Raw genomic sequence first — 25,976 nt, 5'->3', positions numbered from 1 at the left:
GGATCCGGCCATGCTGCCCGGATTCCTCACCAGGGCGGTCGGGCTGCTGCTCGGCCGTGAAGGCCGCTCACTGCATCTGAAGGCGGCGGGCGGGGCCACCGCCGTGCTCGCGGTGACGATGGCGGTCGGCTCCTGGGCGGTGGTCGCCGCCGAGCACGGCGCGCGGAACGCCAACCTCACCTCGTATCCGAAGGCCCTGTGGTGGTCGGTCGAGACGGCGACCACCGTCGGCTACGGCGACTTCTACCCGGTGACCCTGTGGGGCCGCGTGGTCGGGGCGGTCGAGATGGGGATCGGCATCACGACGTACGGCATGGTCACCGCCGCGCTGGCCACCTGGTTCGTGGGCCGTGACCACCAGCGCCGCCACCACCCGGCCCGGAGCGCCGAGCGGGAGGCGCGCGCCCTGCGCGACGACACCGCCCGCGTCCTGCACGCACGCTTCGACCGGCTCGAACGGATGCTGGCGGCGCGGGGCTCCGTAGAAGACGCCGAGGGCGACATCGAGTGACCGGCGCTCGTCCCGGTGGCGGTGCGGGCCGCGCGATCCCGCTCGGGGGCCGCGCGGCCCCGCTCGGAGCGGCGGACCCTACGTCGTCGAGGGCCGGGCGCAGTACCCCTCCTGGAAGGCGGCCCAGAAGGGCTTGTCGAGCCCGGTCTCGACGAGGGGGTTCCAGTTGGTGTGGGCCACGAGCTGGTGGTCGCCGTCGCGGCTGTTGAGGGCGAAGGTCAGATATCCGGGGGCACTGCCGCCGTGGCCGTACGCGGGGCCGCAGTCCGTGGCGTACACGTACACCCCCAGGCCGTAGCCGACGGCGGGCCGTGGCGCGTGCGTCGTGGGGACGGTGTCGTCGAGCATCCGGCGCAGGACGCCCGGGGGCAGCAGCCGCCCGCGCAGCAGGGCCCGGTAGAAGCGCGCGGTGTCGGCCGCGGTGGTCACGAGGGCACCCGACGCTCCCGCCTCGGACGGGCTGAGGGAGGTGACGTCGTACCGCGTGGGGTCCGGCACGTGCGGCAGTAGCTGTGAGACGTCCGCGTAGCCGTGCGCATGGGGTCCGTCGATGGTGGTGTCCGCCAGTGGGTACGAGGTGTCGCGCAGACCCAAGGGCTTGAAGATGCGCCGTTCCAGGTTGGTGCGCAGATCGCGGTCGGTGACCCGTTCGACGATGAGGTCGAGCAGCAGGTAGTTGGTGTTGGAGTAGCGGAACCGGGTGCCGGGGGTCGGGAAGTACCGGGCCTCGGCGAGGCCGATGCCGATCAGCTGGTCGCGGGGCCAGTACTGGTCGAGGCCGCGGAAGCGGGGGAGCAGCCCTTCCAGGTAGTCGTACAGGCCGCTCGTGTGGTTGAGCAGCTGACGGACCGTGATGGGCGCGCCGGACAGCGCGTTGTCGGCGCGGACCTGGTCGGGCAGCAGGTGCTGCACGGTGTCGTCGAGGCGCAGCCGGTGCTCGGCCACGAGTTGCAGGACGACCGTCGCGGTGAAGGTCTTGGTGATGCTTCCGGCGCGGAACCTCAGGTCCGGGTCCATCGGGGCGCCGGTGGACCGGTCCGCGAGGCCGGCCGCGCCGGAGCGGACCCGCGCCCCGTCGCGGGCGTACAGGAACGCGCCGGGGTTGGGCTGCGGATCGGCCACCACCCGGTCGGCCAGGGTCTGCAGGGCCGGATCGCGGGCGTGACGGCGGTGGCCCTCGGCCTGACCGCCCCCGCCGTCCCTGTCGGGGCCGGCGGCGGCCACACCGGAAGGCAGCAGCGCGGCGAGGGCAATCACGAGGGCCAGTAAGCGAGTTGAACGACGTCGAAGCATCGAGGACCCCTTCTCCGGTAGCAATATATGCATACGGTTATAGCGCACGGTACCGTCTTCAGATGCCGAGAGTCGCCGACCACGACGCCCGCAACGGGCAGATCACCGACGCCGTCCAACGCCTGATCGTGCGGGACGGCCTGACCGCCGTGACCGTCGCGCGGACCGCCGCCGAAGCAGGCATGTCCGTGGGCCTGGTGCAGCACTACTTCACGGCGAAGGACGAGATGCTGCTCGCGACGTTCACCCGCGTCAACGCGCGCTTCACCGCGCGCGTGGAGGAACTGGTGAACCGCGGCGAGGCACAGGGCCGCACCATCGCCACGATGCTGCGCCAGGCCCTGGCCGAGCTCGTGCCGCTCGACGAAGGCCGCCGCGCCGAATTCCTGGTCCGCCGCGCCTTCGCGGACCAGGCCGCGCACAACAGCCGCCTCGCCGCCGTGCAGAGGGAGACCCTCGCGGGCGTGCGCGCACGCGTCACCCGGGCCATCGACAACGGCAAGGCGTGCGGCGAGGTCGCCCAGGGTGTCGACGCCGCAGGTCAGGCCCTGCGGATCGTCGCGTGCGCGGAGGGGCTCGCCCTGCACACGCACATCGATCCGGACGGCACACCCGAAGCGGCGGTCCTCACCGCCCTGGACGACCAACTCGACCGCGTCTTCACGGGCACGTGCCGCCGCGCGCGGTGACGCCCGATCAGTCGGAGGGCAGCCGCAGGAGGTAGACCCTGCCGCCCCCGTCGAAGAGCGCAGCGGTGCCGAGGCCGTCCACGGAGAGGGAGTTGGGCGTCCAGGAGATCTCCGTGCCGCCCCCGGTCACGCTGATCCGCTCGACCCGGCCGGTGAGCAGATCGCGCCGGAAGACGTCCACGGCCTGATTGGTGTCACCGGGCACCAGATTGTCGGCGCCCGAGCCGAAGACCAGCCGCCGGCCGTCGGCCGTCACCGTGCCGCGGTACGCGTCGTGCACCGTCCGGGTGCCCGGCAGCGGCGGCGCGGCCCGCGTGGTCGTCCCCCGCCGCAGGTCGCGGACGTAGAGCTCGACGTGCGAGCCGTCCATGTCAGGGCCGTTCGGCTCGAAGACCCTGAACAGGGCGTGGCGCCCGTCCGGGCTCAGCGTCGCGTACGGATGCGCGTCGCGGAGCGCGCCGGTCGCGTCGACGGAGGCCTTCTGGACGCGACCGGTGCGCGCGTCGTACGCGAAGAAGGGGAAGGTGTGGCGCGCGGGAGGCGGCTTGGACGCCGGGGCCCCGCCCGGCTCCGCCCCGCTGCGGGCCTGCCCGCGCGGAAGCAGGTTGGTGGCCTTGGAACGGAAGCCGACGGTGGCTCCGTCCGCGCTGATGACCGGGTCGGCGGAGGCGTTGTCGGCCGGGGAGCCGTCCGCCCCGGTCGTGACGAGCCGGGTGGCCCCGGTCCGGCGATCGACGACGGAGATGTCGCGCCGACCCGAGTGGTACGCCACGTAGCGGCTGTCCCCGCTGATGGCAGGGTTGCCGGAGTTCCCTTCGGTGGGGACGAGTTCGGTGTGCCCGGCCGTACGGTCCCGCACGAAGACCTTCTCGCCGCCGCCCGTCGGCTGCCCCGGTGCGACGCCGGGCGCGTCGGAGCTGAACGCCACGTAGCGGCCGTCCGCACTGATGCCCGCCTCGCTCGTGGACCCGTCCAACTGCGCCCCGTCGTCGCCGACGCTGACCCGCTCGGTACGCCCGGAGCGCAGGTCCCGTACGAAGACGTCGTACAGGCGGTTCGTGTCACCCGGCACCAGGTTGGAGGCCAGGGAGGTGAAGAGGGCGAACCTTCCGTCGGCGCTGATCCCGCGTGCTTGGGACCAGTTGTCGGGCTGCGCACCGTCGAGCCCGAGGTCGACCTGGACGACGCCGTCTCCTCCCGGCTCCGCCTGTGCCTGCGGCGCCGCCCACGCCAACAGGACGGAGGCCGCGAGCACACAGCCGCCGCGCCGTCGCCACCGTCTTCCGCTCCCGCTGCTCGTACGTCGCACGCCGATCGGTCCTCCCCGCGATCAGGGCGGCCGCGCCGATGCTGCCGCTCGGTTGGCGGGGGAGAGTCAACCTGCGGGCGAGGTGCCGGGTCAACGACGAGGGCCGGGCGCGGGCCGAAAGCGGCCCGTGGCCGAGCCGCGATGTGAGGCGACGCACGTCAGCCGGGACCCACCCCAGGGAACCAACGGGCCACCAGGCACACTCTGCGTGTAGTAGCCCGTTAGATCAAAGGATGGCACGCACGTGATCACGCTCACCAAGGAAGACGGCCCGGCGGACCTCGACGGGGTGACCCACCTCTCGATCGGAGCTTCCTGGGACCCCACCGCCGGCAGCAGCGGCGGGGTCCTGGGCAAGCTCCGCCGCAAGACCGGCACGGACCTCGACCTGATAGCCATCGCCATGCAGGGCGCGGACCCGGTGCGCCTCGCGGGCCTGGACTCACTGGACCCGATGGGCAACGGCTCGCTGGTCCACAGCGGCGACAACCAGACGGGCCACGGCGACGGGGACGACGAGACGGTGACGGTCGAGTTCGCCCGGCTCCCGTCCAACATCACGTCGATCGTGTTCGTCGCGGCCGCGTACAAGAAGAACAGTTCCTTCCAGAAGGCGCGCAACATCAGCTTCAAGGTCTACGACGCGACCGGGGGCAGCTCCCAGCAGGTTGCCGACATCTGGCCGAGTCTGCTCAGCCAGGACAACGGGTGCGCCGTCGCCAAGGCCGTGCGGGTCGGCGGCACATGGAAGCTGGAAGTGATCAACACGACGGGGAAGATCAAGCAGGGGGACGAGCACGCCCTGATGCGCTTCGCCGTGAGCAAGTAGCACGTCTCCGGGGCCCGGCGCCGAAGGGGGACCGGGCCCGGGGCGAGCAGGCGCCGTCCGGGTGCCCGTGGGACGGAGCGGCAGGTCCGGGCGCCCGACGGCGGTGCGGCGCCCGGACCTGTGGTCGGCTCGCGGGGCGGCTCAGCGCTTGTTCTCGTTCTCGTTCTTCTCGCCCAGCTTCTCGACCAAGTCCTGGGCCTTGTCGACGGCAGTGTCGATCTTGTCGCTGTGTTTGCCGCCGGTCTTGTCGTCGACGAGGTCGCCGGCCTTCTCCAGGCCGTCGGAAATCTTGTCCCCGTGGGCTTCGGTGAGTTCTTCGGCCTTTTCCTTGGCGTTCTTCAGCGCGTCGAACATGCAGGGGCCTGTCTCTTGGGGGTGAAGCACCTGGTCAGAGACCATTTTCCCAGGGAAAGAGCAGCGGACAAGAAGGCACTCGGAGTGTTGGCCGGGCGAGGCGGCGTGCGCCGGGCTCGCGTGGACGTCACCGCGGAGCGGCCGCTGACGAGTCCTCACCGAGCGTCCGCCGCAGCCGAGCCGGGCGTCTCACCGCCAGGGCGTCCTCACCCGTCCCGGACGAGGCACCGCCCCGCGACGGGCTCGACGCCCCGGTGCTTCTCCTCCGGGATCCCTGTGGCCCCGACTACCGAGGGCGTGGGGCGCCGCGACGGCGGGCGCACAGCAGGCTGCCGTCCAAGGGGAGGTCGTGCACGGTGTCCAGCGTGAATCCGGCCGAGGCGAGGAGCTGTTCGTACTCGGCGGCGGTCCGCTCGCGGCCGCCCACGTTGCACATCATGTGCAGGTCCCAGGAGACGGCCAGGGAGGCCGATCCGTCGGTCGGCAGGAGGCGCTCCACGATCAGCAGTGCGGCGCCGTCCGCCATGCTCCCCGCGCAGCTGCGGAGCACCGTCAGGGCCCGGTCGTCGTCCCAGTCGTGCAGGACGCGCGAGAGCAGATAGACGTCTCCGCCCTTCGGCACCGCTGCCAGGAAGTCGCCCGCGACGAACTCGCACCGGCGGGACCGGCTCGTGTCGGACCACTGCTGCCGTGCGGCCGCCAGCACGTCCGGCCGCTCGAACAGCACACCGCGCAGATGCGGCGCGTGTTCCAGGATCCGCCCGAGGAGGTGGCCGTTGCCCCCGGCCACATCCACCACCACCCGGGCACCGCGGAAGTCGAAGAGCCCGGGGACCGGCTCGAACATGGCCGCGCTCGCGGCCATCGCGGCGTCGAAGAGCCGGGCGAGGCGGGGGTGTTCGCTGAGGTAGTCGAAGTGTCCCTTCCCGAAGAGCGCGGCGAAGGACTCCTCGCCGGTCCGTACGGAGTGGGCCAGGGCGCCGAACGAGTCGTAGAAGGGCCCGCCGTAGAGCAGCGCCAGCGGGCGCAGCGAGGGGCGGGCGTCCTGCCGCAGGAGCGCACCCGTCTCCGTGGCCGCGTAGGACTCACCGGCCGGTGCCACCAGACCCACGGCCGCGAGGTGCCGCAGCAGGCGGGCCAGACCGCGCGGATCGGCTCCGACCCGCGCGGCCACCTGCGCGACCGGCACGGTGCGCGGCTGCGCGCCGCGCCCCACCGGCAACTGGTCGAGCACGCCCAGCTCCGCTGCCACGGCGATCGCCTGCGTGGTCCAGGCGCCGGTCATCAGTTCGAGGAGCTGCTTGGCGGGCTCGGGGGCCGTCGCCTCAAGGTGTGCGGTCAGCGCCAGCGGGTGGTGGCCACGGGCCCGGATCTCCAACCGCCGGTAGCGCGGCGTCCGCGTCTGCGCGCGTCCGGTCGGGTCCGCCTCTCCGGCGCTGCGGAAGTACAGCACCGTGCAGTCCTCGTGCCTGTTGTGACCTCCGCCGTCCGGTATGAGGCCGCCCCGCTCGCCGAGCAGCGCGCGGAGTCCGGACAGCACCACCGCGTTGGGTGCCGGAACGTCGAGGGCGACGTGCGACTCGTTGTGCTCGGCGCGCTCCCGGGCTGCGATTCCGTCGAGCGGCGAGCACGGCGGCACCTCCAGCGCGAAGACCTCGACGGTACGGGCGCTGTCGCCCGCCCCCGGGAGGCCCGCGTGCAGGATCGCGACGTCCAGGGATTCAGTCGGCACGCCGTACCGGCGGCCGAGCCGCGCTCGCACGACGGTGCTGGGAACCGCCTTCCCGACGGTGAGCCCTTCGGCACGCAGCCCGGCGGTCAGCACGTCGAGCGAGGCCGGAAACACCAGCGCCGCCACGTGGGTCAGGGCGCAGTGCGCGGCCATCTCCGCCCGCTCCCGCTCGGTGAGCGCGGGAACCAGCTCGGCCAGCACGCCGTCGGTATCCGCGTCGCGCACCCACGCCAGAGCGTCACGGATCAAGCGGAGGTCTGCCGGGTCCAGAGCTACCGGGTCCAGGGCTACCGGGTCTAAAGCTGTCGGGTCTGGGGTCGTCGGGTCCGGAGCTGTCAGGTCCGGAACCGCCTGGTCGGCATCTGTCGGATCGGGCGGTGTCGGGCCACCGCACGCGGGTTCGGCACGTGCCTGATCGGTGCGTCGTGGGCCGAGGTGTGTCGGATGGGGCCGGGCCGTGGGTACTCGCTGAGCCGTCAAGGTCAGCTCCTCTCGGTGCACACCGCTGGAGAGACAGCGGCACGCGGTACTACGTCGCCCTCACCGCACTCCGGCACCTCGTTCCGGCCAGTCTTCGTCTCGTTCCAGTCAGCACGGGGGCAGCGGCGCTCCTCGGCGACACCCACCCGCCGGGCCGTGAACGGGCATCGCGCAGGGCCCTGTCAGGCTCCGGGGCGGCCCGCCCCCCGGCCGGGCGAGCCGTCGACCAGGCATCCGGAGCGGTGGGAGGCGCGGAGCACCGGGCACATTCGGGCCGAACGGGCCCTGCAACGGGCGCTTCCGTTCCCGCGCACCGCGGGTAGGAAGACGCAAGAGGCCCCACACGGGGGGTCGCCCGGCGGCAGCCGTTCCCTGACGACGAGGTCAGGACGCCACGAGGCCCAGGGCGTCGGCGAAGAGGCCGTTCGCCCCGTCCCCGCCCCGCACCGCTCGGCGCGCATCGCGTCATGGGATCCCGCGCAGTCCCGCGCCGGTGCCCGCTGCCGCTCATGTACGCGACGGAGGGGGAGCACGTTGCTGGACTTGATGCCGCCGACGACACGGGGGGCGAGCGCCGCCCGGGCGGCGGAGCCGACGGAGGAATTCCTCAGGGCGCTGTACCACCGCCACGGGGCGGTCGTGCTCCGCTTCGCCGCCCGGCTCACGGGCGGTGACTGGCACCGCGCCGAGGACGTCTTGCAGGAGACGGCGATCCGCGCGTGGCGGCACTCGGGCGAACTCGACCCGACAGCCGAGACGCTGCGGCCCTGGTTGTTCGCCGTCGTCCGCAATCTGGTGATCGACGGCAACCGGCTGCGCCGGGCCCGGCCACCGGAAGAGGGCGAGCCGAGCCCGGCCCACCTGCCGGTGCCGGACGGCGTCGACCACACGCTCACGCGCCAGGTGGTGGCTGCGGCCCTGCGGGAGCTGTCGGCCCGCCACCGGGAGGTGCTGCTGCACCTGTACTACCTGGGACGCACCGTCACGCAGACCGCCGAGGTCCTGGGTGTGCCCGCCGGGACCGTCAAGTCACGTGCGTACTACGCGATGCGGGCCCTCAGCGACAGCCTGCGCGGCCGAGGGCTCACCACCCCCGACTGACACCCCGTCGCGCATGCACGGGCTTGCACGGTGGCCGGGACACAAGGGCGGCGACCACACGCCCTGCGGGTCACGGCGCGGCACAGGGCAGTGTGCCGTCCCGCGCGCCTTCGATCAGGTCTTCATGAGCGGCCCTGACGCGCTGGGCTTCGGCCGGCCTGCTGCGCGACGCGTGCCACGTCGTACTGGCCCCACCCCTCGCTGAAGGGCACCCACATGACCACCGAGGGGCTGCTCGCGTGCTCGTCGATCACCTCCTGCATCTCGCGCTCGTGCTGGACCCGCGCGGCGCCGCCCGGGACCGCCCCGGTGTCATCGGGGGCATGTCCTGCCACACCAGCAGGCCCAGCCGGTCCGCCCAGGAGAACCAGCGGTCCGGCTCCACCTTGATGAGCTTGCGCACCGAGTTGCAGCCGAGCGCTCGTGTTGTCCACCGCGATGGAGCGCGGGCCGAAGCAACTGCTGGCGCGATCGCCGCCGACCGTGACCCGCAGGTCGTCGTTCCCGGGCGACGACTACGCGTACGTCTTCATCGGGCAGGGCTGGTGGACCGTGCCGGTCGTCCTGGGCCGGGGCACCATCCCGGACCCCCGGGGTCAGACGGACGCGGGTGAGGGCACGGCCTCGGGGTCGCCCAGCGCGCGGTGCATCAACTCCAGGACCATGGCGGTCACGTGCGCTTCGTCGATGTGCTCGTCGCCCTCGGCGACGAGGTCGTCCAGGAGGCCGTCGGCCGCGTGGTAGGACATGCGGAACGCGAGGCGGGTGTCGATGGCCCGGAAGGCGCCCGCCTGGGTGCCCTGCTCCACGAAGTCGCACATGAGGTCGATGACGCGCTGGTTGGCCTGCCGGCACAGTTCGAGCGCCTTGGCGTTGGCCGATCCATAGACGATCCGGTGCAGTTCGGCGTTCTTCAGGGCGTGCCCGATGAGGGCGGTCATCACCCGGTCGATGGTCGGCCACCAGGCGGCGCTCTCGGCGAGGATCTCCTGCGCCGTGGAGACGATGGCGTCGACGTAGCGCTCCCACAGGGCGCCGAGCAGATGGTCCTTGGACGCGAAGTAGAGGTAGAAGGTGCCCTTGCCGATCTCCGCCGCGTCGGCGAGCTCGGAGATCGTGGCCCGCTCGAAACCGGTGGTGCCGAACACCCGCTCCCCGGCACGCAGGATGTCGTCCCTGCGGTCGTCGGGGCTCTTGGCGACCCGCTTCCTGCGCGCCTTCGGCTCCATGTCCACCTCCGTCGAGCGGTGCTCCGGCTTCGCGCAGCATAGCTGACCGGTCGTCGGTCAGTGCGTTGACTGACCGCCGGTCATTTGTTTGACTGACCGTCGGTCATGACGGTGGGCCCACCGCTCCGCTATCCACACGTGAGACATCCGAGGACGACATGACGACGGAACGACTGACTGCCCCTGCCGACGCCCGGACCCCCACCGACCCACGGGCCGCCGGGGGCACCCGGGCCACCGGCGGCAGCCCGGTCCGCTTCTGGGCGACCGCCTACACCCTGCTCCTCTTACTGACCGGCACCAACCTGCCGACCCCGCTGTACCGCGGATACCAGCGGGAGTTCGGCTTCTCGCCGCTGATGGTGACGCTCATCTTCGCGGTGTACGTGGCCTCGCTCATCCCCTCCCTGCTGATCGCCGGGCCGCTGTCCGACTCCGTCGGGCGCCGCAAGGTGCTGCTGCCCGCCGTGGTCCTCGCCGCGCTCGGCTCCCTGGTGTTCGCGCTCGCCGACGGGGTCGGCTGGCTCTTCGCCGCCCGGCTGCTCCAGGGCCTGGCCGTGGGGGCGGCGTCCGGCGCGCTCACCGCCGCGCTGAACGAACTGGAGCCCCACGGCGACCGGCGCCGCGCCGCCCTCGTGTCGACCGTGGCCTCCGTCGGCGGCCTGGGGGCGGGGCCGCTGCTCGCCGGCCTGCTCGCCGAGTACGCTCCGGCACCCCGCGTACTGCCCTTCGCCGTGGAGATCGTCCTGCTGGTGCCCGCGGGCATCGCCATGGCCACCCTCCCGACCTCGCGGCCGGCCACGCCGTGGCGCCCGCGCCGCCCGTCCGTCCCGGCCCCGATGCGCGGTGTGTTCGTCTCCAGCGGCACGGCCAGCTTCCTCGCCTTCTCCGTGGTCGGGCTGTTCCTGAGCCTGGTGCCGACCTATGTGACGAAGCTGTCCGGGAGCGGCAACCTGGCCCTGGCCGGGGGAGCGGTCACGCTGATGCTCGCCTGCTCCGTGGCCGCCCAGCTCGCCGCGTCGGGGCGGCAGGCGCTCGTGATCCAGATCGCGGGCCTGCTCCTGCTGGCCGTCGCTCTGGTGCTGCTCGCCGTGGCCGGAGGGGTCGCCTCCCTCGCCCTCCTCCTCGTCGCCACCGTCATCGGCGGCGTCGGGCAGGGGCTGACCTTCCTGGGCGGCATCACGGAGATCAACCGCCTGGCGCCGAAGAGCAGATACGCCGACGTCCTCTCCAGCTACTACGTCATCGTCTACCTCGGGGTCGGCGTCCCCGTCATCGGCGTCGGCCTTCTCGCGACCGGCACCGGCCTGCTGACGGCCGTCCAGCTCTTCGCCGCCGCCGTGGCCGCGCTGTGCCTGCTCGACACGCTCCTGCTGTCCCGCAAGCACCGCCGCCCCGCGTGAGCCGCGCTCGGCCCGGCCGAGCCCCGCCCCGCCATCACCTTCTACAGACCCCACCCCGCCATCACCTTCTACAGAACAGCGGACCACACTCATGGATGTCACCGCACTCGCTTCCGCGTACGAGGGCCTGCTCACCCGGGCCGAAGCCATCGGCGGCTCCACGCCTCTGGGGGCCGAGACGCGTGCCGACGTGGATCGGCGGCTGTGCCACATCGCTCTGGCCGACCGGATCATCGCCACCGCGGCGGGCGAACAGATCGGGGGGCGCGCCGCCACCGTCGACAACCAGCGCTCGATGGATCCCGGCCGCATCGCGGCGATCATCGACACGACCACACACGCCCAGCGCGTCGACACCGTGCGCCGCACCTGGGCGGAACTGCGCTCCGTGCTGGAGTCGTTCACCCCCGACGACGCCCGGGCCCAGCTCACCCTGCGGACGCACGACCGGAACGGCGAGCACGTCAGCGACGCGGTCCTCAGCCGGCGCACCCTCGTCGAGCTGCGGGCGGCCCAGCACATTCCCGGGCACCGCGACGCCCTCGCCGAAGCCCTCGCGGCCTGAGGCGGGGCGCGGGAGCAGCGGAACGGCCCGGGCCCCTCCGCGACGGCGGCCGAGGAGAAATCCGCGCCTTACGGGTGCATGGGTAGCGCCACTGGGATCCAGCTAGGCGGCGGCACTCCACGGCGACCTTCGCGAGGGCTCCCGGGGCCGCCTTCAGCCCTTCGTCACCACGGGTGAAGACGCGGGCGACGAGTCGGCCTTCGCCGCGGCTATCCCTTGGGGGCGAGGACCACGGCGGTTCCGTACGCGCACACCTCGGTGCCCACGTCCGCCGCCTCCGTCACGTCGAAGCGCATCATGAGCACCGCGTTGGCGCCCCGTGACCTGGCCTGCTCCACCAGCCGTTCCATGGCCTGGTTCCGCGTCTCGACCAGGGTTTTGGTCAGCCCCTTCAGTTCGCCGCCGACCAGGGACTTCAGGCCCGCGCCGATCTGCGAGCCGAGGTGCCGCGAGCGCACCGTCAGGCCGAAGACCTCACCGATGACCTGCTGCACCTGATGCCCCGGAACGTCATTGGTGGTCACGACCAAGACGTCGGACTGCGCGGCCTGGCCGCCGCCGAAATCCTCGATGCCCATGCGAGTGCACCTCCTCGACGCCAGCATGGCCTGCTCCACGGCGTCGTGCCAGTGGGCACCGGCGTGGACGCTCCGCGAGAGGTAGCGAGGACCGCCCCGGCCCGGCTCGGGCCGGGGCGGTGCGCCCGCGGTCACTCCGGCGTGCGGGCCCGGCGGGCCGTGGAGCGTGCCGCCTCCTGAGCCGTGTCCTTGACCGACGACACGGCCTCGCGGGCCGGTTCGCGCAGCTCGGCCCCGGTCTCGCGGGCCGCCCCCCGGGCGGCGTCCTTCACCGGGGCGACGAGCTCCTCGGAGTGGTCGCGGACCCGCTGGCCGACGCGGGTCTCGGCGGCGGTCGGCGGGAAGAGCGCGCCGACGAGCAGGCCCGCGCCAAAGGCGACCATCCCGGCCGCCAGCGGGCTGCCCTGGGTCCGGGCGCGCATCCGCTCGGGTGTCTGCCCGGCCTGCTCCCGCACCTGCCCGGTGGCGTCGCCGACCTGCGCGGTGGTGGCCCGGGCGGTGCCCATGACCCGGTCCCTGACGTCCTCGGCGCGCGAGCGCACCGCACGCGCGCGGCGGCGCGCCACACGGGGCGGGCTGAGCCGCTCGGCGAGTCGGTCCACACTGTCGGACAGGTGGGACCGGGTCTCCTCGGCCTCCTGCCTCAGCCGGTCGGGTGTCGCGCCCATTTGGCGTCCTCCTTCAACGAGTCGATCGAGCGCTCGGGCGTGAGCTGCACCGCGCGCATCCGCTTGCGCCCGGTGACGTACAGGACCGCGCCGACCACCGCCCACACCGCGGCGACGATCAACGCCGCCCACGCGCGGTCCATGACGTGGTCGAGGCCGAAGACCGCCGCGAGGCTGGCGAGCGCGAGGGCGAGGCCGGTGGCGTATCCGGAGCCCCCGTACAGGCCCGCTGCCTGCCCCGCCTGCCCGCCCTGTTCCTTCAGCTCCGTCTTGGCCAGGTCGACTTCGGTGCGTACGAGGTGTGTCAGGTCGTTGGTGATCTCGCCAACGAGGTCACCGATGGACGCGTCCGGGGCGGGGTCCTGCCGGGTGGCCGGTGGCCGGTCGGTGTGCGGGGCGGACACGGTCACCACCCCCGGCCGGTCGTGGGCGGCGGCGTGGCCGGGGGCTCCGGCGTCACCGGGGTGCCGGAGGCGCCCAGGCGCGGCATGGGCGGGGGCCCCTCGCCGGGGGCCAGGGCGGGCTCGGGCGCGTACGCGGCGACGGACTCGGGCGCTTCGCGCGCCGCCCCCTCGTCGGCGGGACGCTCCTCGGCGCGCGGCTCCGCCGCGCCGACGCCTCGGCCGAGCCGGGACGCGGCGAGCCCGGCGAGCGCCGCGCCCGCCAGGAACATCCCGGGGCGGCGGCGCGCGAAGTTCCGCGCGTCGTCCAGGAGTTCGTCGGCGCGGCGGTGCTCCATGCGGTCGGCGATGCGGTGGCCGCTCTCCGCGAGCTGCCGCACGAGCGGTGCCGCGGGGGAGTCGGGCTTGGCGTTCTCGCCCATGTGCCACAGGTCCGTCGACAGGTGACGAAGGCCGGCCGCGAGGCGTCGCACCTGCGCGCCGGCCTCGTCCGCGGCCTGTTCCCGCAGCCGTTCGTACAGGTCCCGGCCCTGGGCGACGGACTCGTGGACCACCTCGGCCGCGCCCTCGCGGGCGGCGCCCGCGACGTCCTGTCCGGTCGACCGGCCTTCGCGGCCGGGGTCGTGCATCCGGTCCATGGTTGCTCCCTCTGCAGTGCCTTGATGTCGGACGCCGCGCCGGGTACCCGGGGTGCTGATCGGAACACCGTCCGTGCGCGACACGCGAGGCCGCACTCCGGATTGGCGCGGGCCCGATGGGGTCACCCGTGCCCGTATGACAGACGGCGATGAGCGCAGGCACCAGCGGGACACCGAGGCCGATGACGCACGACAGCAGCGGGGCCCCGAGGCCGATGACGCACGACAGCGACAGGACCCGGACCCCGGCCCCGGCCCCGAGGTCGAGCGGGCCGCACCGGACGAGCCGGGCGAGTTGCCCGCCCGTTCCTGGTGGGCCGTGTCGCGCCGCACGGTGAAGGAGTTCCTGAACGACGACCTGCCCGACCGCGCCGCCGCCCTGACGTACTACAGCGTGCTGTCCCTGTTCCCGGCGCTCCTGGTCCTGGTCTCCGTCCTAGGGGTGATCGGCGAGTCGGCCACGCGCACCGTCCTGGACAACCTGGACGACCTCGCGCCGGGGCCGGTGCGCGACCTGCTGACGGACGCCGTACGGCAGTTGCAGGACCGGGGCGGGGTCAGCGGTGTGGTGGCGATTGCCGGGCTCGCGGCCGCGGTCTGGTCCGCGTCCGGCTACGTAGCCGCCTTCATCCGCGCGGCCAACGCCGTCTACGACGTGGCCGAGGGCCGCCCCGTGTGGAAGCTGACCCCGCTGCGGCTCGGGCTGACCCTGGCCCTGATGGTGCTGCTGGCCGTCAGCGCGGTGATCGTGGTGTTCACGGGCCCGCTCGCCGAGCGCGCCGGTGACGCCATCGGGGCGGGCGACGTGGCGGTCACCGCGTGGTCCATCGCGAAGTGGCCGCTCCTCTTCGTCCTGGTCGTCCTGATGATCGCCCTGCTGTTCTGGCGCGCACCCAACGCCCGCACCTCCGGCTTCCGCTGGATCAGCCCCGGCAGCGCCGTGGCCGTCGTCCTGTGGCTGGTCGCCTCCGCCGGGTTCGCCGTGTACGCGGCCAACTTCGGCTCGTACAACAAGACGTACGGCACGCTCGCCGGTGTCATCGTCTTCCTCGTCTGGCTGTGGCTGACGAACCTGGCCGTCCTCCTCGGCCTGGAGTTCGACGCCGAACTCGCCCGGCAGCGCGCCATCAGCGGTGGCATGCCGGAGGCGCAGGAGCCGTACGTGGAGCCGCGTGACACCCGGAAGTGGCCGCGCGAGCTGCGGAAGCGGCTGCGCGGGAGCGGCGGCGAACGGGCGGACGGGAGCGGCGGCGAACGAGTGGGCGGGTGAGGGCGGTTCGAGAAGGACCCGGTCCGTGACGGGACGGGTGGAGGCGGCGGTCACCGAGGGCGCGGGCGGCCGGTCACCGGCGGGCGAAACCCGGCGCGTGCTCCGGCCGCACCCCCACCCCGCCCAGGTATCCGGCGACCGTCCGCAGCGGCGGCACCTTCTGGAGCAGCTTGAGCGGCAGCGGAAGCCGGTCGCCGCTGAGCGTTCCGGCCAGGGCGGGCCGCAGCAGCGTCTCGTGCTCGCCGCGCTGCGACGCCTGGGTCACCGCCATGGGCAGCCAGCGCCGCTTCTGCACCCGTTCCAGGTCGCGCACGCCGACGTCGCCCCGCCGCAGCGGGGCCGCGAGGACGCGGGCCGCCGCCACCGCGTCCTGCACCGCGAGGTTGACGCCGACGCCGCCGACCGGGGACATGATGTGCGCCGCGTCCCCGATGCACAGCAGGCCGTCGCGGTACCAGCGGCGCAGTCGGCCCATGGTGACCTCCAGGAGCTTCACGTCGTCCCAGGACCCGATCCCGCGCAGCGCCTCGCGGTCCCAGTCGAGCAGGTCGCCGAGCCGGTCCCGGAACCACTCGATGCCGTGGGCCCGCAGCCGCGCGTCGGCGCCCTTCTCGATGAGGTAGGAGGTCTGGTAGTAGTCGCCCCGGTCCATGGTGGCGGCGACCTGGCCGTCGCGGACGCTGAGGAACACGCGGCCGTCCTTGACCGGGTCGCGCGGCGCGGGCACGCGCACCTGCCACACGTCGATGGGCACGTCGAAGTAGTCGGGCGCGAGCCCGGCCTCCCGGCGCACCCGTGAGTCCCTTCCGTCGCAGGCGACGGTGAGGTCCGCGGCCAGTTCGCCCCGGGTGCCGTGCTCGTCGGCGTACGTCACGCCGGTGACCCGGCCCGTGCGGTCCGTGGTCAGGCCAGTGACCGTCGTGCGCATCCGCAGGGCGAAGCCCGGCTCCTCGGCGGCCGCGCCCGCGAGCAGATCGAGGAAGTCCCACTGCGGCACCATCGCGATGTACTTGTGGCGGCCGGGGATGCGGCGCAGGCTGCCCGCGACGACCGTCGTGCCGTCGATGTGCATCCGCATCTCCTGGAGCTTGCGTGCGGGCAGCTTGGCGAAGGGTTCACCGAGGCCCAGTTCGTCGAGCAGCCGCAGGGTGGAGGGGTGCACGGTGTCCCCGCGGAAGTCGCGCAGGAAGTCCCCGTGCTTCTCCAGGACGGTCACCTCGACTCCGGCCCTGGCCAGCAGCAGGCCGAGCATCATGCCCGCGGGTCCGCCGCCCACCACACAGCACGTCGTGCGCTCGCGTTCCATGTCCGACACCTCTCCCCTCGTAGGGCGCCTCGTGTCGCGGGGCGCCGCCCGCGCAGCACTCTAACCGATCGGTCAGACATCTGACCGGTCGGTTAGTCGAGGGGTGCGGGGGGTCGGACGAAGGGATGCCCCGGGAAATCTGACGTCGCATCAGAAAATCTCTTCCGTCGTCCGGACGCCTGCGGCATCCTGCGCCCATGCAGACGGAGCTGAGCAAGCGACTGGGAGTCGAGCACGCCGTCTTCGGCTTCACGCCGTTCCCCGCGGTGGCCGCGGCCATCAGCAGGGCCGGAGGCTTCGGCGTGCTCGGCGCGGTGCGCTACACCGCGCCCGACGACCTCGCGCGCGACCTCGACTGGATGCAGGACCACGTCGACGGCCGCCCCTACGGCCTCGACGTGGTGATGCCCGCACAGAAGGTCGAGGGCGTCAGCGAGGCCGACGTCGAGGCGATGATCCCCGAAAGCCACCGGCAGTTCGTCAAGGACACCCTGGCCCGGCACGGCGTACCCGAGCTCGCCGAGGGCGAGGCGGCGGGCTGGCGCATCACCGGCTGGATGGAACAGGTCGCCCGCGGCCAGCTCGACGTCGCCTTCGACTACCCGATCAGACTCCTCGCCAACGCGCTCGGTTCACCGCCCGCGGACGTCGTCGCACGCGCCCACGGGCGGGGCGTGCTCGTCGCCGCGCTCGCGGGCAGCGCCCGGCACGCGCGCAAGCACGCCGAAGCGGGCCTCGACATCGTGGTCGCCCAGGGCTACGAGGCGGGCGGCCACACCGGCGAGATCGCGTCCATGGTCCTCACGCCCGAAGTCACCGCGGCCGTCGCGCCGTTGCCCGTGCTCGCCGCGGGCGGCATCGGCAGCGGCGAACAGGTCGCCGCCGCCCTCGCCCTCGGCGCACAGGGGGTGTGGCTCGGCTCGGTCTGGCTCACCACGACCGAGGCGGACCTGCACTCCCCGGCCCTCACGCGCAAGCTGCTCGCCGCGGGCTCCGGCGACACCGTCCGCTCCCGCGCGCTCACCGGCAAACCCGCGCGCCAGCTGCGTACCGCGTGGACCGACGCCTGGGACGACCCGGCGGGACCCGGCACGCTGCCCATGCCGCTCCAGGGGCTGCTCGTCGCCGAGGCCGTCTCGCGGATCCAGAAGTACGAGGTGGAACCGCTGCTCGGCACGCCCGTGGGGCAGATCGTCGGCCGGATGACGGCCGAGCGCAGCGTCCAGGCCGTCTTCGACGACCTGACCGGCGGCTTCGAGAGGGCCGTCACCCGGCTCAACCGCATCGCGGGGCGCGCCTGACCCGTGCTCGGGCGACCCCGCGTCCGACCCGGGCCCGGCCGCACGGCCCACGGGCCCCGCCGTACCGTCCACGGGCCCGACCGCCCGGCCCGACCCCGCCCGAGGAGGCAGCCCGATGACCAACAGCGCCCCGCCCAACGGCTTCTGGGCCCAGGCGACCGCCGACCCGGACCGGACCGTGCTGACCGCGCCCGACGGGACGTCCTGGACGGCGGGCCGACTGCACGCCGCCGCCAACCAGCTCGCGCACGGGCTGCGCGCGGCGGGCCTGAAGCGCGGTGACGCGTTCGCCGTGGTGCTGCCGAACGGCGTCGAGTTCCTCACCGCCTACCTCGCCGCCGTGCAGGCGGGCCTCTACCTCGTCCCCGTCAACCACCACCTGGTCGCCCCGGAGATCGCCTGGATCGTCGCCGACTCCGGCGCCAAGGTGCTCATCGCCCACGAACGGTTCGCCGACGCGGCGACGGCCGCCGCCGACGAGGCCGGGCTCCCGGCCGCCCGCCGCCACGCCGTCGGCGACGCCCCCGGCTTCCGCCCGTACGCCGAACTCCTCGCCGGGAGGCCCGCATCGCCCCCGCGGGACCGGACGCTCGGCTGGGTCATGAACTACACCTCGGGCACGACGGGACGGCCGCGCGGCATCCGCCGCCCCCTGCCCGGCAAGCCCCCCGAGGAGGCCCACCTCGGCGGCTTCCTCGGCATCTTCGGCATCAAGCCCTTCGACGGCAACGTGCACCTGGTGTGCTCCCCGCTGTACCACACCGCCGTCCTCCAGTTCGCGGCCGCAGCCCTGCACATCGGCCACCCCCTGGTCCTCATGGACCGCTGGACGCCCGAGGAGATGCTGCGCCTCATCGACCGCCACCGGTGCACGCACACGCACATGGTCCCGACCCAGTTCCACCGCCTGCTCGCGCTGCCCGAGGCGACGAGGGCCGCGTACGACGTGTCGTCGATGCGGCACGCCATCCACGGGGCCGCGCCCTGCCCCGAGCACGTGAAGCGGGCGATGATCGACTGGTGGGGGGAGTGCGTCGAGGAGTACTACGCGGCCAGCGAGGGCGGCGGCGCGTTCGCGACCGCCCGCGACTGGCTGAAGAAGCCCGGCACGGTCGGCAAGGCGTGGCCGATCAGCGAGCTCGCGGTCTTCGACGACGACGACGACCGGGTGCCGCCCGGTGAACTCGGCACCGTCTACATGAAGATGACCACCGGCGGATTCTCGTACCACAAGGACGAGGCGAAGACGCGCAAGAACCGCATCGGCGACTTCTTCACCGTCGGCGACCTCGGCCATCTGGACGAGGACGGCTACCTCTACCTCCGCGACCGCAAGATCGACATGATCATCTCGGGGGGTGTCAACATCTACCCCGCCGAGATCGAGTCCGCCCTGCTCACCCACCCCGCGGTCGCGGACGCCGCCGCGTTCGGCATCCCGCACGACGACTGGGGCGAGGAGGTGAAGGCCGTGGTCGAGCCCGCGCCCGGGCACACGGCGGACGACGCGCTCGCCGCGGACATCCTGGGCCACTGCGAGCGGCACCTGGCGGGCTACAAACGCCCGAAGAGCGTCGATTTCGTCGCGGCGATGCCCCGCGACCCGAACGGCAAGCTCTACAAGCGGCGCCTCAGGGAGCCGTACTGGGAGGGCCGGGACAAGGCGCTCTGAGGCCGCGGCCCGCCCGCGACGGCTACCACGGCTCTTGGGAGGAGTCCGGCGCGGACTCCCACACCGAGGCGTCGTGGGCGAAGCGGACCCGCCGCGGCGCAAACGCGGCGAGCCGCTCCAGCCACTGCGGGTACGCGGGCAGGGGCGCAGCGGCGCCGTCCCGCGCGGCCCGCCGGGCGAGGTGGTCGCCCGCGAACTGCGAGGCGAAGTCCCTGGCCTGGCCCGCGAGGACCACTGCGCCGTCCGTACGTTGCACGACCAGCGACTGGTGCCCGTCCGTGTGCCCGGGCGTCGGCACGATCCACACACCGGGCCAGACCTCCGTCTCGCCGGACAGCTCCTGATAGCGCACGCCGGGGAAGTCGACGAGGTGCTCGGCGGTGTAACCGCCCCGGCGCGCGGCGGCCAGCTCCGCCTCCTGCACGAGCACGGGCCTGCCCGCCAGGAGGGGATTGCCGCCGCAGTGGTCGAAGTGCAGATGGCAGTTCACGACGAGCGCGATGTCGTCGAGGGAGGCCCCGGCGGCCCCCAGGGCCTCCCGCAGCGGACGCCGCCGCGGCCGGTAGTGGGCCTCGGTCTCGGGCCCCGCATCGCCGATGCCGGTGTCGAAGAGCAGAAGGCCCCGCTCGTGCCGTACGAGATAGGCGAGCACGGGCTCCACCCGCGGCTCCGCCCCGCCCGCTTCGGACGCGGGCCGGACGAGGTACCCGAGGTCGAGTCGGTGGATCGCTGGAGTGATCGGCATACGGTGATCCTGCCCGGAGGGAGGTGCGGACGCGCCGCGCGTCTGCTGTCGGCAGAGCCTTCGCCCACGCGTGGTCAGCCGTCTCGGCCCTGCCAGGTGGTGACGCAGGCTTCGTTCCCCTCCAGGTCGGCGAGCACCCAGAAGGCGGGGGCGCGGGTCGCGGACACGAGTCGGCCCCCGGCTGCCAGCGCGGCTTCGACGCGCCGGGGTGCCTCGTCATGCGGAACGCTGATGTCGAGGTGGAGGCGATTGCGCTGCGGACGCGCGCGGTCCATGTGCTGGAACCAGATGGCAGGACCCTGCCTGAGCGGGTCGACGAGCGGATCCTCCGGTCCCTCGGCGCCCGCCTCGTCGGCATAGCCAAGGACCGCCTTCCAGAACGGCCGGATCCCGGAGACGTCCAGGGCGTCGACGCCGATCTCCACCACCTGGACGGACCGCGGTGCCTCCGCTCCGAGTCCGGGCCCCGCCAGGAACCCGGACGTGGCGGCGGTGGCGGAGATCCGACGCGCGAGCTCGACATCCCGGGTGGTGACCGCCGCGTGTTCCAGCGACTGCAAGGTGAAGACGGCCAGGTCGGGGCGGGCGTCGACCCGCAGATGGCGATCGGCGTCGTCGCCGCACACCGCGACGGCGTCCGCTGCCAAGCTGATGGCTTGAGCCAGCGACTCCACCGGAACCGACGTGTGCAAGGCGCCCAGCACGTAGCGCCACCCGTGGTCCCGGACCGACTCCGAGGCTTCCTGCCGACTCAATATCCGCTCCATGACCGCATCCTCGCAGCCCCGCCCTCGGCCCCGCCCGCCGGTTCCTCCGGCAAGCGCCCCACACGGTCGTCGGCCCGGCGTGCGGCGGCAGCCGGACCGCCCATGTGATCGCGTCCGGCGGTGGGAGATACTGGGCGCCATGTCCCAGGTGATCTTGCGTACTGAACGGGTCGAGTTGGTCCCGCTGTCGGATGAGCACGTCGAGCATCAGATCGAGCTCGACTCCGATCCTGAGGTGATGCGCTACCTGGGCGGGGTGCGCAGCCGTGAACAGGTCGTGGAGAAGGCGCACCGGGCGGCCCTCGCGGACGCGAAGCGGGCCGAGGGCCTGGGGTACTGGGCCGGGTTCGTCCAGGGGGACTTCGTCGGCTACTGGATCCTGCGCCCGCCGGGAGACATCGACGAGGAGCCCGCGGCAGGTCAGGCCGAGCTCGGTTACCGGCTGCTGCGGCGCTACTGGCGGCAGGGCCTGGGCAGCGAGGGGTCGGCCGAGCTGATCCGGCACGCCTTCGAGGACCTCGGCCTCGACCGGGTCTGCGCCATGACCTCGGCGGGCAACGCGGCCTCCCGGGCGACGATGACCGCTGTCGGGCTGCGCCACGTGCGCGACTTCGACGCGGACGCCAGTTGGTTCCCGCCGGGGACCGACCTGAGCTCCGTCGAGTACGCGCTCACGCGGGAGGAGTGGCAGGAGGCCCGGACCGCTCGCCGCTAGGGTCCCTGCACGGCTCACAGGACGGCCGCGTCGGCAGTGTGTCCGGCGCGGCCGTCGGCTGTTCCCGTGCGGGTCAGGCGTTGTGGGGGAGCGGGGCGGCGGCGCTGACCAGGCCGTCGGCGCGCAGGTCGGTCCAGAACGCGGCGGGGATGTCCTCGGCCAGCGCGGCGGTGTCCTCGGCGATGCGGCTGGGGCGGGTGGCGCCGGGGATGACGGCCGCGGTGGCGGGGTGGGCCAGGGAGAACTGCAGGGCGGCGGCCTTGATGCTCACGCCGTGGCGCTGAGTGAGGGCCTTGAGCCGGCCGACGCGCTCGATGATCTCCGGCGGGGCCTGCTGGTACTCGAAGTGGGTGCCACCGGCGAGGATGCCGGAGCTGTAGGGGCCGCCGACGACCATGTCGACGCCCTGCTCCTGGGCCATGGGCAGCAGGCGTCCGAGTGCGTGGTCGTGGTCGAGCAGGGTGTAGCGCCCGGCCAGCAGGAAGCCGTCAGGGCGGGGCTCGTCCAGGGAGAGGGTCAGCTCGATGGGTTCGGTCTTGTTGACGCCCAGGCCCCAGGCCTTGATGACGCCCTCCTCGCGCAGGCGCGACAGGACGCGGAAGGCGCCGGTGCGGGCTTGTTCGAACTTGCTCAGCCACCGGTCGCCGTGGAAGTCCTGGGCGATGTCGTGGACCCAGACGATGTCGAGGCGGTCGGTGCCCAGGCGCTTGAGGCTGTCCTCGATGGAGCGCTCGGTGGCGTCGGCGGTCCACTCGTGGACGATCTTGTTGGGGTTGCCGTGCTCGAACAGGCCGCCCTTCTCGCCGAAGTCGGGGGCAGCGGTCTCGTGCTCGTCGAGGATGACCCGGCCGACCTTGCTGGACAGGACGTAGGAGTCGCGGGGCTTGGCGGAGAGGACCTCGCCCAGCCGCGTCTCGGCCAGCCCGGCGCCGTAGAAGGGGGCGGTGTCGTAGAAGCGGATGCCCTGGTCCCAGGCCGCTTCGACCGTGGCGCGGGCCTCGTCGTCGGGAATCGCGCGGAACATGTTGCCGAGCGGAGCAGTGCCGAAGCCGAGTCGCCCGGGCAGGATGTCGCTGAGTGACATGAGGGTGCCTTCGCAGGTGAGGGTGGACGTCCATGGGTGCGACGGCGGTTCCGTCGACGGAACCGGGGGCGCTGGGGAAGGGATGGACCACCGGGTGGTGTGAGCGCCACATTTAGATGCGGACGCGCCTTACATGCGTAGACAATAGTTGCAGGCGCGGGCTAATGCAAGGAGTGCCGATCTCTGCCACGGGGCGCGAGGCGCTACTGAACACCTTTGGGTCAGCCGCCCGCGGAACGGGCCCGCGGCCTTGAGGGGTGGTGACGGCTGCCCGCCAGCCGCGCTCCAGCACGGCGGTGGGCAGGGCCCGGCCCAGGCCGGAGGAGCAGCCGGTGATGAACCAGACCGGCGCGTCAGGAGTGGTCATGAGGAGTGTGCCCTCCGGTCGGGAGCTCGGGAGCTCGGGAGGGCGGGTGAGTCGGTGAGGGTGAGGCTGCCGAGCAGGGCCAGTGACTGGTCGGCGGCGCTGCCCGGTTCGGTTCGGTGGACGACGAGGTGCTGGCCGGGCGCGCTGTTGACGGAGAAGGTCTCGAAGCCCAGGGTGAGGTCGCCTACCGGCGGATGGTGGAAGCGTTTCGTCGAGGCCGTCTTCGCCCGCACCTCGTGGCGCGCCCACATGCGCGCGAAGTCGGGGCTGCGGACGCACAGTTCGCCCACCAGCTCCTGTAGTCGCCGATCGTCCGGAGCAGGGTTGGCGGCTCGCAGCGCGGCCACGCACCCCTGCGCGACGACGGCCCAGTCGCGGTAGAAGTCCCGGGCGGCAGGGTTGAGGAACATGGCCGTGATCAGGCTGGAGTCGCTGCCCAGCCACGGGAAGAGCGCCTCGCCGAGGGTGTTGACGGCCGGCAGGTCGAGGTACCGGCCGTAGACCAGAGCCGGTGTGTCCGTCCACGTGTCCAGCAGGGCCACCAGGTGCGGGCCCGCGTGCTCCCGGGCAGGCCCGGGGCGCCGCGGGTGCGGCGGGTCGACCAGCGCGCGCAGATGGGCGGCCTCCTCGTCCTTCAACAGCAGGGCTGCCGCCAGGGCCCGCAGGACCTGGGGCGAGGGGTTGCGTTCACGCCCCTGCTCCAACCGCACGTAGTAGTCGGTGCTCACCCCGGCGAGAACCGCGACCTCCTCGGGCCGCAACCCGGGAGTACGGCGCGTCCCCGCGGGCATCTCACGGTCTTCGGGACGCACCAGCGCGCCGGGCCCGCAGGAACTCACTGAGCCGTTTCGTGTGCATGGCCACCAACGCAGGGGCAGGTGACACGAAGAAGGTGGCCCTGTCACACCCACCCGCCCCCCTCGGGCCGGGTCCGCCCTCCTCCCCGTCAGCGGGGCGGCCACGCCCTTCCAGGTCAGGGCGCCACTTCTGAGGAGAGTCAGCGGCGACCTGGCATGCCGTACCGGCCCGGCCTCGATCCACTCGCTCACGGCGGGGTCACCGGCTCGCTCTCCCGCTCCAATCCGGCCCCCCTCGCGGTCCGAATGCCTGTGTGTTGTCTGTGAGGGGCGCCTTCGTGGCGCTCTTGGGGGGAGGAACCAATGACGGGGAACGGTCCGATGATGTCCGACTGGCCTCTGGTCGGCCGGGCACGGGAACTGGTCGCGATCGGGGCCGCGATCGGCACGAGCACGGCCGCCGGTTCAGGGGGAAACGCCGACGGCGGGGTGGTGCTGGCGGGCGAGGCCGGAGTGGGCAGGACCCGGCTGGCGCGAGCGGTCCTGACCCGTGCCCGGCGGGCGGGCCTGGACACCTGTTGGCTGGCCGCCACCCGCACGTGCGCGACCATCCCGTTCGGCGCCCTGCTGCCGCTGGTCGCGGGCGACGAGCCGCCCGGCACCGATCCGATGGCCGTGCTGCACCGCGCGGTGCGGCGTGTCGCCCGGCACCGGCCGCCGCTCGTGGTGGGTGTCGACGACGCCCATCTGCTGGACGAGCAGTCGGCGTGGGTGATCCATCAACTCGCCTTGCGCGGGCTGGTGTCCGTGGTGGCGACGGTACGGGCGGGAGAGCCCACACCGGATGCGGTGACCGCGCTGTGGAAGGACGCGCTGGCCCACCGGATACGCGTCGAACCGCTGGCACCAGGAGCGATGGACGAACTGCTGACGCGCTCCCTGGGACCTCAAGTGGAAGGGGTGACCCGCCTTGCGATGGTCCGGACGGCGGCGGGCAGGCCCCGGTTGCTGAGGGACCTCCTGGTGGAGGCGTACGAAGGCGGTGCGCTGGTGCGCCGGGAGGGGGTGTGGCTGTGGGACCGGGCCGCCGACCGCACGGCGGGCTTCGGACAACCCGCCTCCATGCTGTGGGACGAGGCCGTGTTCGGCTGGACGCACTGTCTGGGCCTGGTACTCGCCGGACGGTTGCACGAGGCGAGGAACCTCGCGGAAGCGGGCTACAGCGGCGCCGTCGACCAGGGCATCAGGGAGGTGGCCATCGGCTGGGCCGGATGCCGGGGCGCGATCGCCAAGGCCCAGGGGCAGGTGGCCACCGCCCAGGCGGTGCTGCGGGAAGCGGTGGCCGCGCTGCACGGACGCGGAGCCGACCAGCTCGCCCGGTGGCTGCTCGCCGATCTGGGCGGAGCCGCGGCCCTCGCCGGTGATGCCGCGGGGGCAGGGCGGTGGATGCGGCGCGCCGACGCCCTGCGCACGGACGGCCCGCAGGGGGAGGTCCGGCGGCTGGTCGACCCCTGGATCGAACTCGACCGCGCCTGGGTCATCGCGGCCGGCGGGAACCTGGAGCGCGCCGCCCGGCAGGCCCGGTGGGCGGCCGATCTGGCCGAAGACACCAAGCAGTACGACGCCGAGGCCATCGCGCTCTACGACGTCGCCCGCCTGGGCGCACCCGCCATCGCCGCGCCCCGGCTCGCCGACCTCGCCGAAGCCGTGCACGGACCGCTGGTACCGGCTCTCACCAGGGCGGCGGACGCGCTGGTCGCCCTGGACGGCTCCGCCCTCGACGCCACGGTCGCCGCGCTCGACGACCACGGCCTCGCGCTGCACGCCGCCGAGACGGCGGCCGCAGCCGTACGCGCCCACCTGACGGCGGGAAACCAGGCGGCGGCGGTGGCGGCGCGGACGCGCATGACCGTGCTGCTCGACCGGTGCGAAGGCGCCAGCACGCCCCTGCTGACAGCGCCGCGGGGCCTCGGCGTGTCCGCGCTCTCCCGGCGGGAGCACGAGATCGCGCTCCTCGCGGCTTCCGGTCTGCCCAGCAAGGCCATCGCCGAGCGCCTTTCGCTGTCGGTGCGGACCGTCGACAACCACTTGGGTCGTGTGTACGCCAGACTCGGCGTCTCCGGCCGCGCCGCACTCGCGGTGCTCATCGGCCAACACCCGGGACGGACTTGA

General features: G+C 73.2%; 25 protein-coding genes and 2 pseudogenes. 12 read left to right on the top strand and 15 right to left on the bottom strand.

Annotated features, from left to right (window positions below; genetic code table 11):
• Window positions 1-10 precede the first annotated feature (10 nt).
• Window positions 11-511, top strand: a complete 501-nt coding sequence (locus AC5WAM_RS03475; RefSeq protein ID WP_495521510.1) for a potassium channel family protein — start codon at window positions 11-13, stop codon at window positions 509-511.
• A 78-nt stretch (window positions 512-589) separates the two neighbouring features.
• Here AC5WAM_RS03475 and AC5WAM_RS03470 read toward each other — a convergent pair whose 3' ends face one another.
• Window positions 590-1,768 (bottom strand): serine hydrolase domain-containing protein, encoded by a 1,179-nt coding sequence (locus AC5WAM_RS03470; RefSeq protein ID WP_495521509.1) that lies wholly within the window; start codon window positions 1,766-1,768, stop codon window positions 590-592.
• Window positions 1,769-1,866: 98 nt separating this feature from the next.
• On the opposite strand from AC5WAM_RS03470, the gene AC5WAM_RS03465 reads away from it, so the two are divergent.
• The gene (locus tag AC5WAM_RS03465) at window positions 1,867-2,493 is read left to right on the top strand and encodes a TetR/AcrR family transcriptional regulator (RefSeq protein WP_495521508.1); all 627 of its coding nucleotides are present in this window, start codon (window positions 1,867-1,869) and stop codon (window positions 2,491-2,493) included.
• Between the two features lie 7 nt (window positions 2,494-2,500).
• On the opposite strand, the gene AC5WAM_RS03460 is transcribed toward AC5WAM_RS03465, so the two are convergent.
• A complete protein-coding gene (locus AC5WAM_RS03460; protein ID WP_495521507.1) occupies window positions 2,501-3,802 on the bottom strand; it encodes a hypothetical protein in 1,302 nt (433 codons plus the stop codon).
• A 244-nt stretch (window positions 3,803-4,046) separates the two neighbouring features.
• Between AC5WAM_RS03460 and AC5WAM_RS03455 the strand changes: the two genes are divergently transcribed.
• A complete protein-coding gene (locus tag AC5WAM_RS03455; protein ID WP_366789870.1) occupies window positions 4,047-4,631 on the top strand; it encodes a TerD family protein in 585 nt (194 codons plus the stop codon).
• A gap of 141 nt (window positions 4,632-4,772) precedes the next feature.
• Here AC5WAM_RS03455 and AC5WAM_RS03450 read toward each other — a convergent pair whose 3' ends face one another.
• Together AC5WAM_RS03450 and AC5WAM_RS03445 are read right to left on the bottom strand one after the other, a co-directional pair.
• Window positions 4,773-4,985 carry an antitoxin gene (locus AC5WAM_RS03450; RefSeq protein WP_495521506.1) on the bottom strand — a complete coding sequence of 71 codons (213 nt, stop codon included), beginning with the start codon at window positions 4,983-4,985 and terminating at the stop codon, window positions 4,773-4,775.
• 286 nt (window positions 4,986-5,271) lie between these two features.
• Complete coding sequence (locus AC5WAM_RS03445) at window positions 5,272-6,942, bottom strand: methyltransferase (RefSeq protein ID WP_495521505.1); 1,671 nt, start codon at window positions 6,940-6,942, stop codon at window positions 5,272-5,274.
• A gap of 801 nt (window positions 6,943-7,743) precedes the next feature.
• Between AC5WAM_RS03445 and AC5WAM_RS03440 the strand changes: the two genes are divergently transcribed.
• A complete protein-coding gene (locus tag AC5WAM_RS03440; protein WP_495521504.1) occupies window positions 7,744-8,298 on the top strand; it encodes a sigma-70 family RNA polymerase sigma factor in 555 nt (184 codons plus the stop codon).
• 155 nt (window positions 8,299-8,453) lie between these two features.
• On the opposite strand, the pseudogene AC5WAM_RS03435 reads toward AC5WAM_RS03440, so the two are convergent.
• Window positions 8,454-8,722: pseudogene (locus AC5WAM_RS03435) on the bottom strand (glycoside hydrolase family 2); the annotation flags it as partial.
• Between the two features lie 71 nt (window positions 8,723-8,793).
• Between AC5WAM_RS03435 and AC5WAM_RS03430 the strand changes: the two are divergent.
• Window positions 8,794-8,922: pseudogene (locus tag AC5WAM_RS03430) on the top strand (S1 family peptidase); the annotation flags it as partial.
• Here AC5WAM_RS03430 and AC5WAM_RS03425 read toward each other — a convergent pair.
• Window positions 8,895-9,527 (bottom strand): TetR/AcrR family transcriptional regulator, encoded by a 633-nt coding sequence (locus tag AC5WAM_RS03425; protein ID WP_495521503.1) that lies wholly within the window; start codon window positions 9,525-9,527, stop codon window positions 8,895-8,897. The pseudogene AC5WAM_RS03430 and the gene AC5WAM_RS03425 sit on opposite strands and share 28 nt — an antisense overlap.
• A gap of 158 nt (window positions 9,528-9,685) precedes the next feature.
• On the opposite strand from AC5WAM_RS03425, the gene AC5WAM_RS03420 reads away from it, so the two are divergent.
• Window positions 9,686-10,930, top strand: coding sequence for an MFS transporter (locus AC5WAM_RS03420; protein WP_495521502.1), 1,245 nt, complete (start codon window positions 9,686-9,688; stop codon window positions 10,928-10,930).
• A 91-nt stretch (window positions 10,931-11,021) separates the two neighbouring features.
• Window positions 11,022-11,495: a hypothetical protein gene (locus AC5WAM_RS03415; protein WP_495521501.1), complete on the top strand. Its 474-nt coding sequence runs from the start codon at window positions 11,022-11,024 to the stop codon at window positions 11,493-11,495.
• A 209-nt stretch (window positions 11,496-11,704) separates the two neighbouring features.
• Here the strand turns inward: AC5WAM_RS03415 and AC5WAM_RS03410 are convergent, their stop codons facing one another.
• From AC5WAM_RS03410 to AC5WAM_RS03395, 4 genes are all read right to left on the bottom strand, one after another.
• Complete coding sequence (locus tag AC5WAM_RS03410; protein ID WP_242728073.1) at window positions 11,705-12,073, bottom strand: YbjQ family protein; 369 nt, start codon at window positions 12,071-12,073, stop codon at window positions 11,705-11,707.
• Window positions 12,074-12,204: 131 nt separating this feature from the next.
• Complete coding sequence (locus AC5WAM_RS03405; RefSeq protein WP_366789878.1) at window positions 12,205-12,741, bottom strand: DUF3618 domain-containing protein; 537 nt, start codon at window positions 12,739-12,741, stop codon at window positions 12,205-12,207.
• A complete protein-coding gene (locus AC5WAM_RS03400) occupies window positions 12,717-13,145 on the bottom strand; it encodes a phage holin family protein (protein ID WP_366789879.1) in 429 nt (142 codons plus the stop codon). The genes AC5WAM_RS03405 and AC5WAM_RS03400 overlap by 25 nt, the downstream gene beginning before the upstream one ends.
• A gap of 2 nt (window positions 13,146-13,147) precedes the next feature.
• Window positions 13,148-13,780, bottom strand: coding sequence for a hypothetical protein (locus AC5WAM_RS03395; RefSeq protein ID WP_495521500.1), 633 nt, complete (start codon window positions 13,778-13,780; stop codon window positions 13,148-13,150).
• 136 nt (window positions 13,781-13,916) lie between these two features.
• Here AC5WAM_RS03395 and AC5WAM_RS03390 point away from each other — a divergent pair, with 136 nt between their 5' ends.
• Window positions 13,917-15,050 (top strand): YihY/virulence factor BrkB family protein, encoded by a 1,134-nt coding sequence (locus tag AC5WAM_RS03390; RefSeq protein WP_495521499.1) that lies wholly within the window; start codon window positions 13,917-13,919, stop codon window positions 15,048-15,050.
• A gap of 73 nt (window positions 15,051-15,123) precedes the next feature.
• Here the strand turns inward: AC5WAM_RS03390 and AC5WAM_RS03385 are convergent, their stop codons facing one another.
• Entirely contained in the window at window positions 15,124-16,356 is a 1,233-nt protein-coding gene (locus AC5WAM_RS03385) for an FAD-dependent oxidoreductase (protein ID WP_495521498.1), read from the bottom strand.
• A gap of 197 nt (window positions 16,357-16,553) precedes the next feature.
• Here AC5WAM_RS03385 and AC5WAM_RS03380 point away from each other — a divergent pair, with 197 nt between their 5' ends.
• Entirely contained in the window at window positions 16,554-17,657 is a 1,104-nt protein-coding gene (locus AC5WAM_RS03380; RefSeq protein WP_366789883.1) for an NAD(P)H-dependent flavin oxidoreductase, read from the top strand.
• 115 nt (window positions 17,658-17,772) lie between these two features.
• On the top strand, window positions 17,773-19,329 hold the full coding sequence (locus AC5WAM_RS03375) for an acyl-CoA synthetase (RefSeq protein WP_495521497.1): 1,557 nt from the start codon (window positions 17,773-17,775) through the stop codon (window positions 19,327-19,329).
• 22 nt (window positions 19,330-19,351) lie between these two features.
• On the opposite strand, the gene AC5WAM_RS03370 is transcribed toward AC5WAM_RS03375, so the two are convergent.
• Both AC5WAM_RS03370 and AC5WAM_RS03365 read right to left on the bottom strand, forming a co-directional pair.
• Window positions 19,352-20,074: an N-acyl homoserine lactonase family protein gene (locus AC5WAM_RS03370; RefSeq protein ID WP_495521496.1), complete on the bottom strand. Its 723-nt coding sequence runs from the start codon at window positions 20,072-20,074 to the stop codon at window positions 19,352-19,354.
• 74 nt (window positions 20,075-20,148) lie between these two features.
• Entirely contained in the window at window positions 20,149-20,841 is a 693-nt protein-coding gene (locus AC5WAM_RS03365) for a 4a-hydroxytetrahydrobiopterin dehydratase family protein (RefSeq protein WP_366789886.1), read from the bottom strand.
• Between the two features lie 139 nt (window positions 20,842-20,980).
• Between AC5WAM_RS03365 and AC5WAM_RS03360 the strand changes: the two genes are divergently transcribed.
• On the top strand, window positions 20,981-21,556 hold the full coding sequence (locus tag AC5WAM_RS03360; RefSeq protein ID WP_495521495.1) for a GNAT family N-acetyltransferase: 576 nt from the start codon (window positions 20,981-20,983) through the stop codon (window positions 21,554-21,556).
• A gap of 73 nt (window positions 21,557-21,629) precedes the next feature.
• Here AC5WAM_RS03360 and AC5WAM_RS03355 read toward each other — a convergent pair whose 3' ends face one another.
• A complete protein-coding gene (locus AC5WAM_RS03355; protein ID WP_495521494.1) occupies window positions 21,630-22,640 on the bottom strand; it encodes an aldo/keto reductase in 1,011 nt (336 codons plus the stop codon).
• A gap of 363 nt (window positions 22,641-23,003) precedes the next feature.
• The gene (locus AC5WAM_RS03350; RefSeq protein WP_495521493.1) at window positions 23,004-23,798 is read right to left on the bottom strand and encodes a helix-turn-helix domain-containing protein; all 795 of its coding nucleotides are present in this window, start codon (window positions 23,796-23,798) and stop codon (window positions 23,004-23,006) included.
• A 390-nt stretch (window positions 23,799-24,188) separates the two neighbouring features.
• Here AC5WAM_RS03350 and AC5WAM_RS03345 point away from each other — a divergent pair, with 390 nt between their 5' ends.
• Window positions 24,189-25,976, top strand: a complete 1,788-nt coding sequence (locus tag AC5WAM_RS03345) for a LuxR C-terminal-related transcriptional regulator (RefSeq protein ID WP_495521492.1) — start codon at window positions 24,189-24,191, stop codon at window positions 25,974-25,976.

The sequence above is a fragment of the Streptomyces sp. JLYT201 genome, from assembly GCF_059448825.1.
Note: the sequence above shows the minus strand (reverse complement) of the source record. Positions and strands in the feature narration are given on the sequence as shown.

Bases quoted from the DNA above. Each gene is read 5' to 3' on its own strand.
- AC5WAM_RS03395 (WP_495521500.1), bottom strand. From the start codon at position 13,780: ATGGACCGGATGCACGACCCCGGCCGCGAAGGCCGGTCGACCGGACAG.
- AC5WAM_RS03380 (WP_366789883.1), top strand. From the start codon at position 16,554: ATGCAGACGGAGCTGAGCAAGCGACTGGGAGTCGAGCACGCCGTCTTC.
- AC5WAM_RS03450 (WP_495521506.1), bottom strand. From the start codon at position 4,985: ATGTTCGACGCGCTGAAGAACGCCAAGGAAAAGGCCGAAGAACTCACC.
- AC5WAM_RS03375 (WP_495521497.1), top strand. From the start codon at position 17,773: ATGACCAACAGCGCCCCGCCCAACGGCTTCTGGGCCCAGGCGACCGCC.
- AC5WAM_RS03345 (WP_495521492.1), top strand. From the start codon at position 24,189: ATGTCCGACTGGCCTCTGGTCGGCCGGGCACGGGAACTGGTCGCGATC.
- AC5WAM_RS03350 (WP_495521493.1), bottom strand. From the start codon at position 23,798: ATGCCCGCGGGGACGCGCCGTACTCCCGGGTTGCGGCCCGAGGAGGTC.
- AC5WAM_RS03440 (WP_495521504.1), top strand. From the start codon at position 7,744: ATGCCGCCGACGACACGGGGGGCGAGCGCCGCCCGGGCGGCGGAGCCG.
- AC5WAM_RS03415 (WP_495521501.1), top strand. From the start codon at position 11,022: ATGGATGTCACCGCACTCGCTTCCGCGTACGAGGGCCTGCTCACCCGG.
- AC5WAM_RS03465 (WP_495521508.1), top strand. From the start codon at position 1,867: ATGCCGAGAGTCGCCGACCACGACGCCCGCAACGGGCAGATCACCGAC.
- AC5WAM_RS03410 (WP_242728073.1), bottom strand. From the start codon at position 12,073: ATGGGCATCGAGGATTTCGGCGGCGGCCAGGCCGCGCAGTCCGACGTC.
- AC5WAM_RS03390 (WP_495521499.1), top strand. From the start codon at position 13,917: ATGACAGACGGCGATGAGCGCAGGCACCAGCGGGACACCGAGGCCGAT.
- AC5WAM_RS03385 (WP_495521498.1), bottom strand. From the start codon at position 16,356: ATGGAACGCGAGCGCACGACGTGCTGTGTGGTGGGCGGCGGACCCGCG.
- AC5WAM_RS03360 (WP_495521495.1), top strand. From the start codon at position 20,981: ATGTCCCAGGTGATCTTGCGTACTGAACGGGTCGAGTTGGTCCCGCTG.
- AC5WAM_RS03365 (WP_366789886.1), bottom strand. From the start codon at position 20,841: ATGGAGCGGATATTGAGTCGGCAGGAAGCCTCGGAGTCGGTCCGGGAC.
- AC5WAM_RS03405 (WP_366789878.1), bottom strand. From the start codon at position 12,741: ATGGGCGCGACACCCGACCGGCTGAGGCAGGAGGCCGAGGAGACCCGG.
- AC5WAM_RS03370 (WP_495521496.1), bottom strand. From the start codon at position 20,074: ATGCCGATCACTCCAGCGATCCACCGACTCGACCTCGGGTACCTCGTC.
- AC5WAM_RS03355 (WP_495521494.1), bottom strand. From the start codon at position 22,640: ATGTCACTCAGCGACATCCTGCCCGGGCGACTCGGCTTCGGCACTGCT.
- AC5WAM_RS03475 (WP_495521510.1), top strand. From the start codon at position 11: ATGCTGCCCGGATTCCTCACCAGGGCGGTCGGGCTGCTGCTCGGCCGT.
- AC5WAM_RS03420 (WP_495521502.1), top strand. From the start codon at position 9,686: ATGACGACGGAACGACTGACTGCCCCTGCCGACGCCCGGACCCCCACC.
- AC5WAM_RS03425 (WP_495521503.1), bottom strand. From the start codon at position 9,527: ATGGAGCCGAAGGCGCGCAGGAAGCGGGTCGCCAAGAGCCCCGACGAC.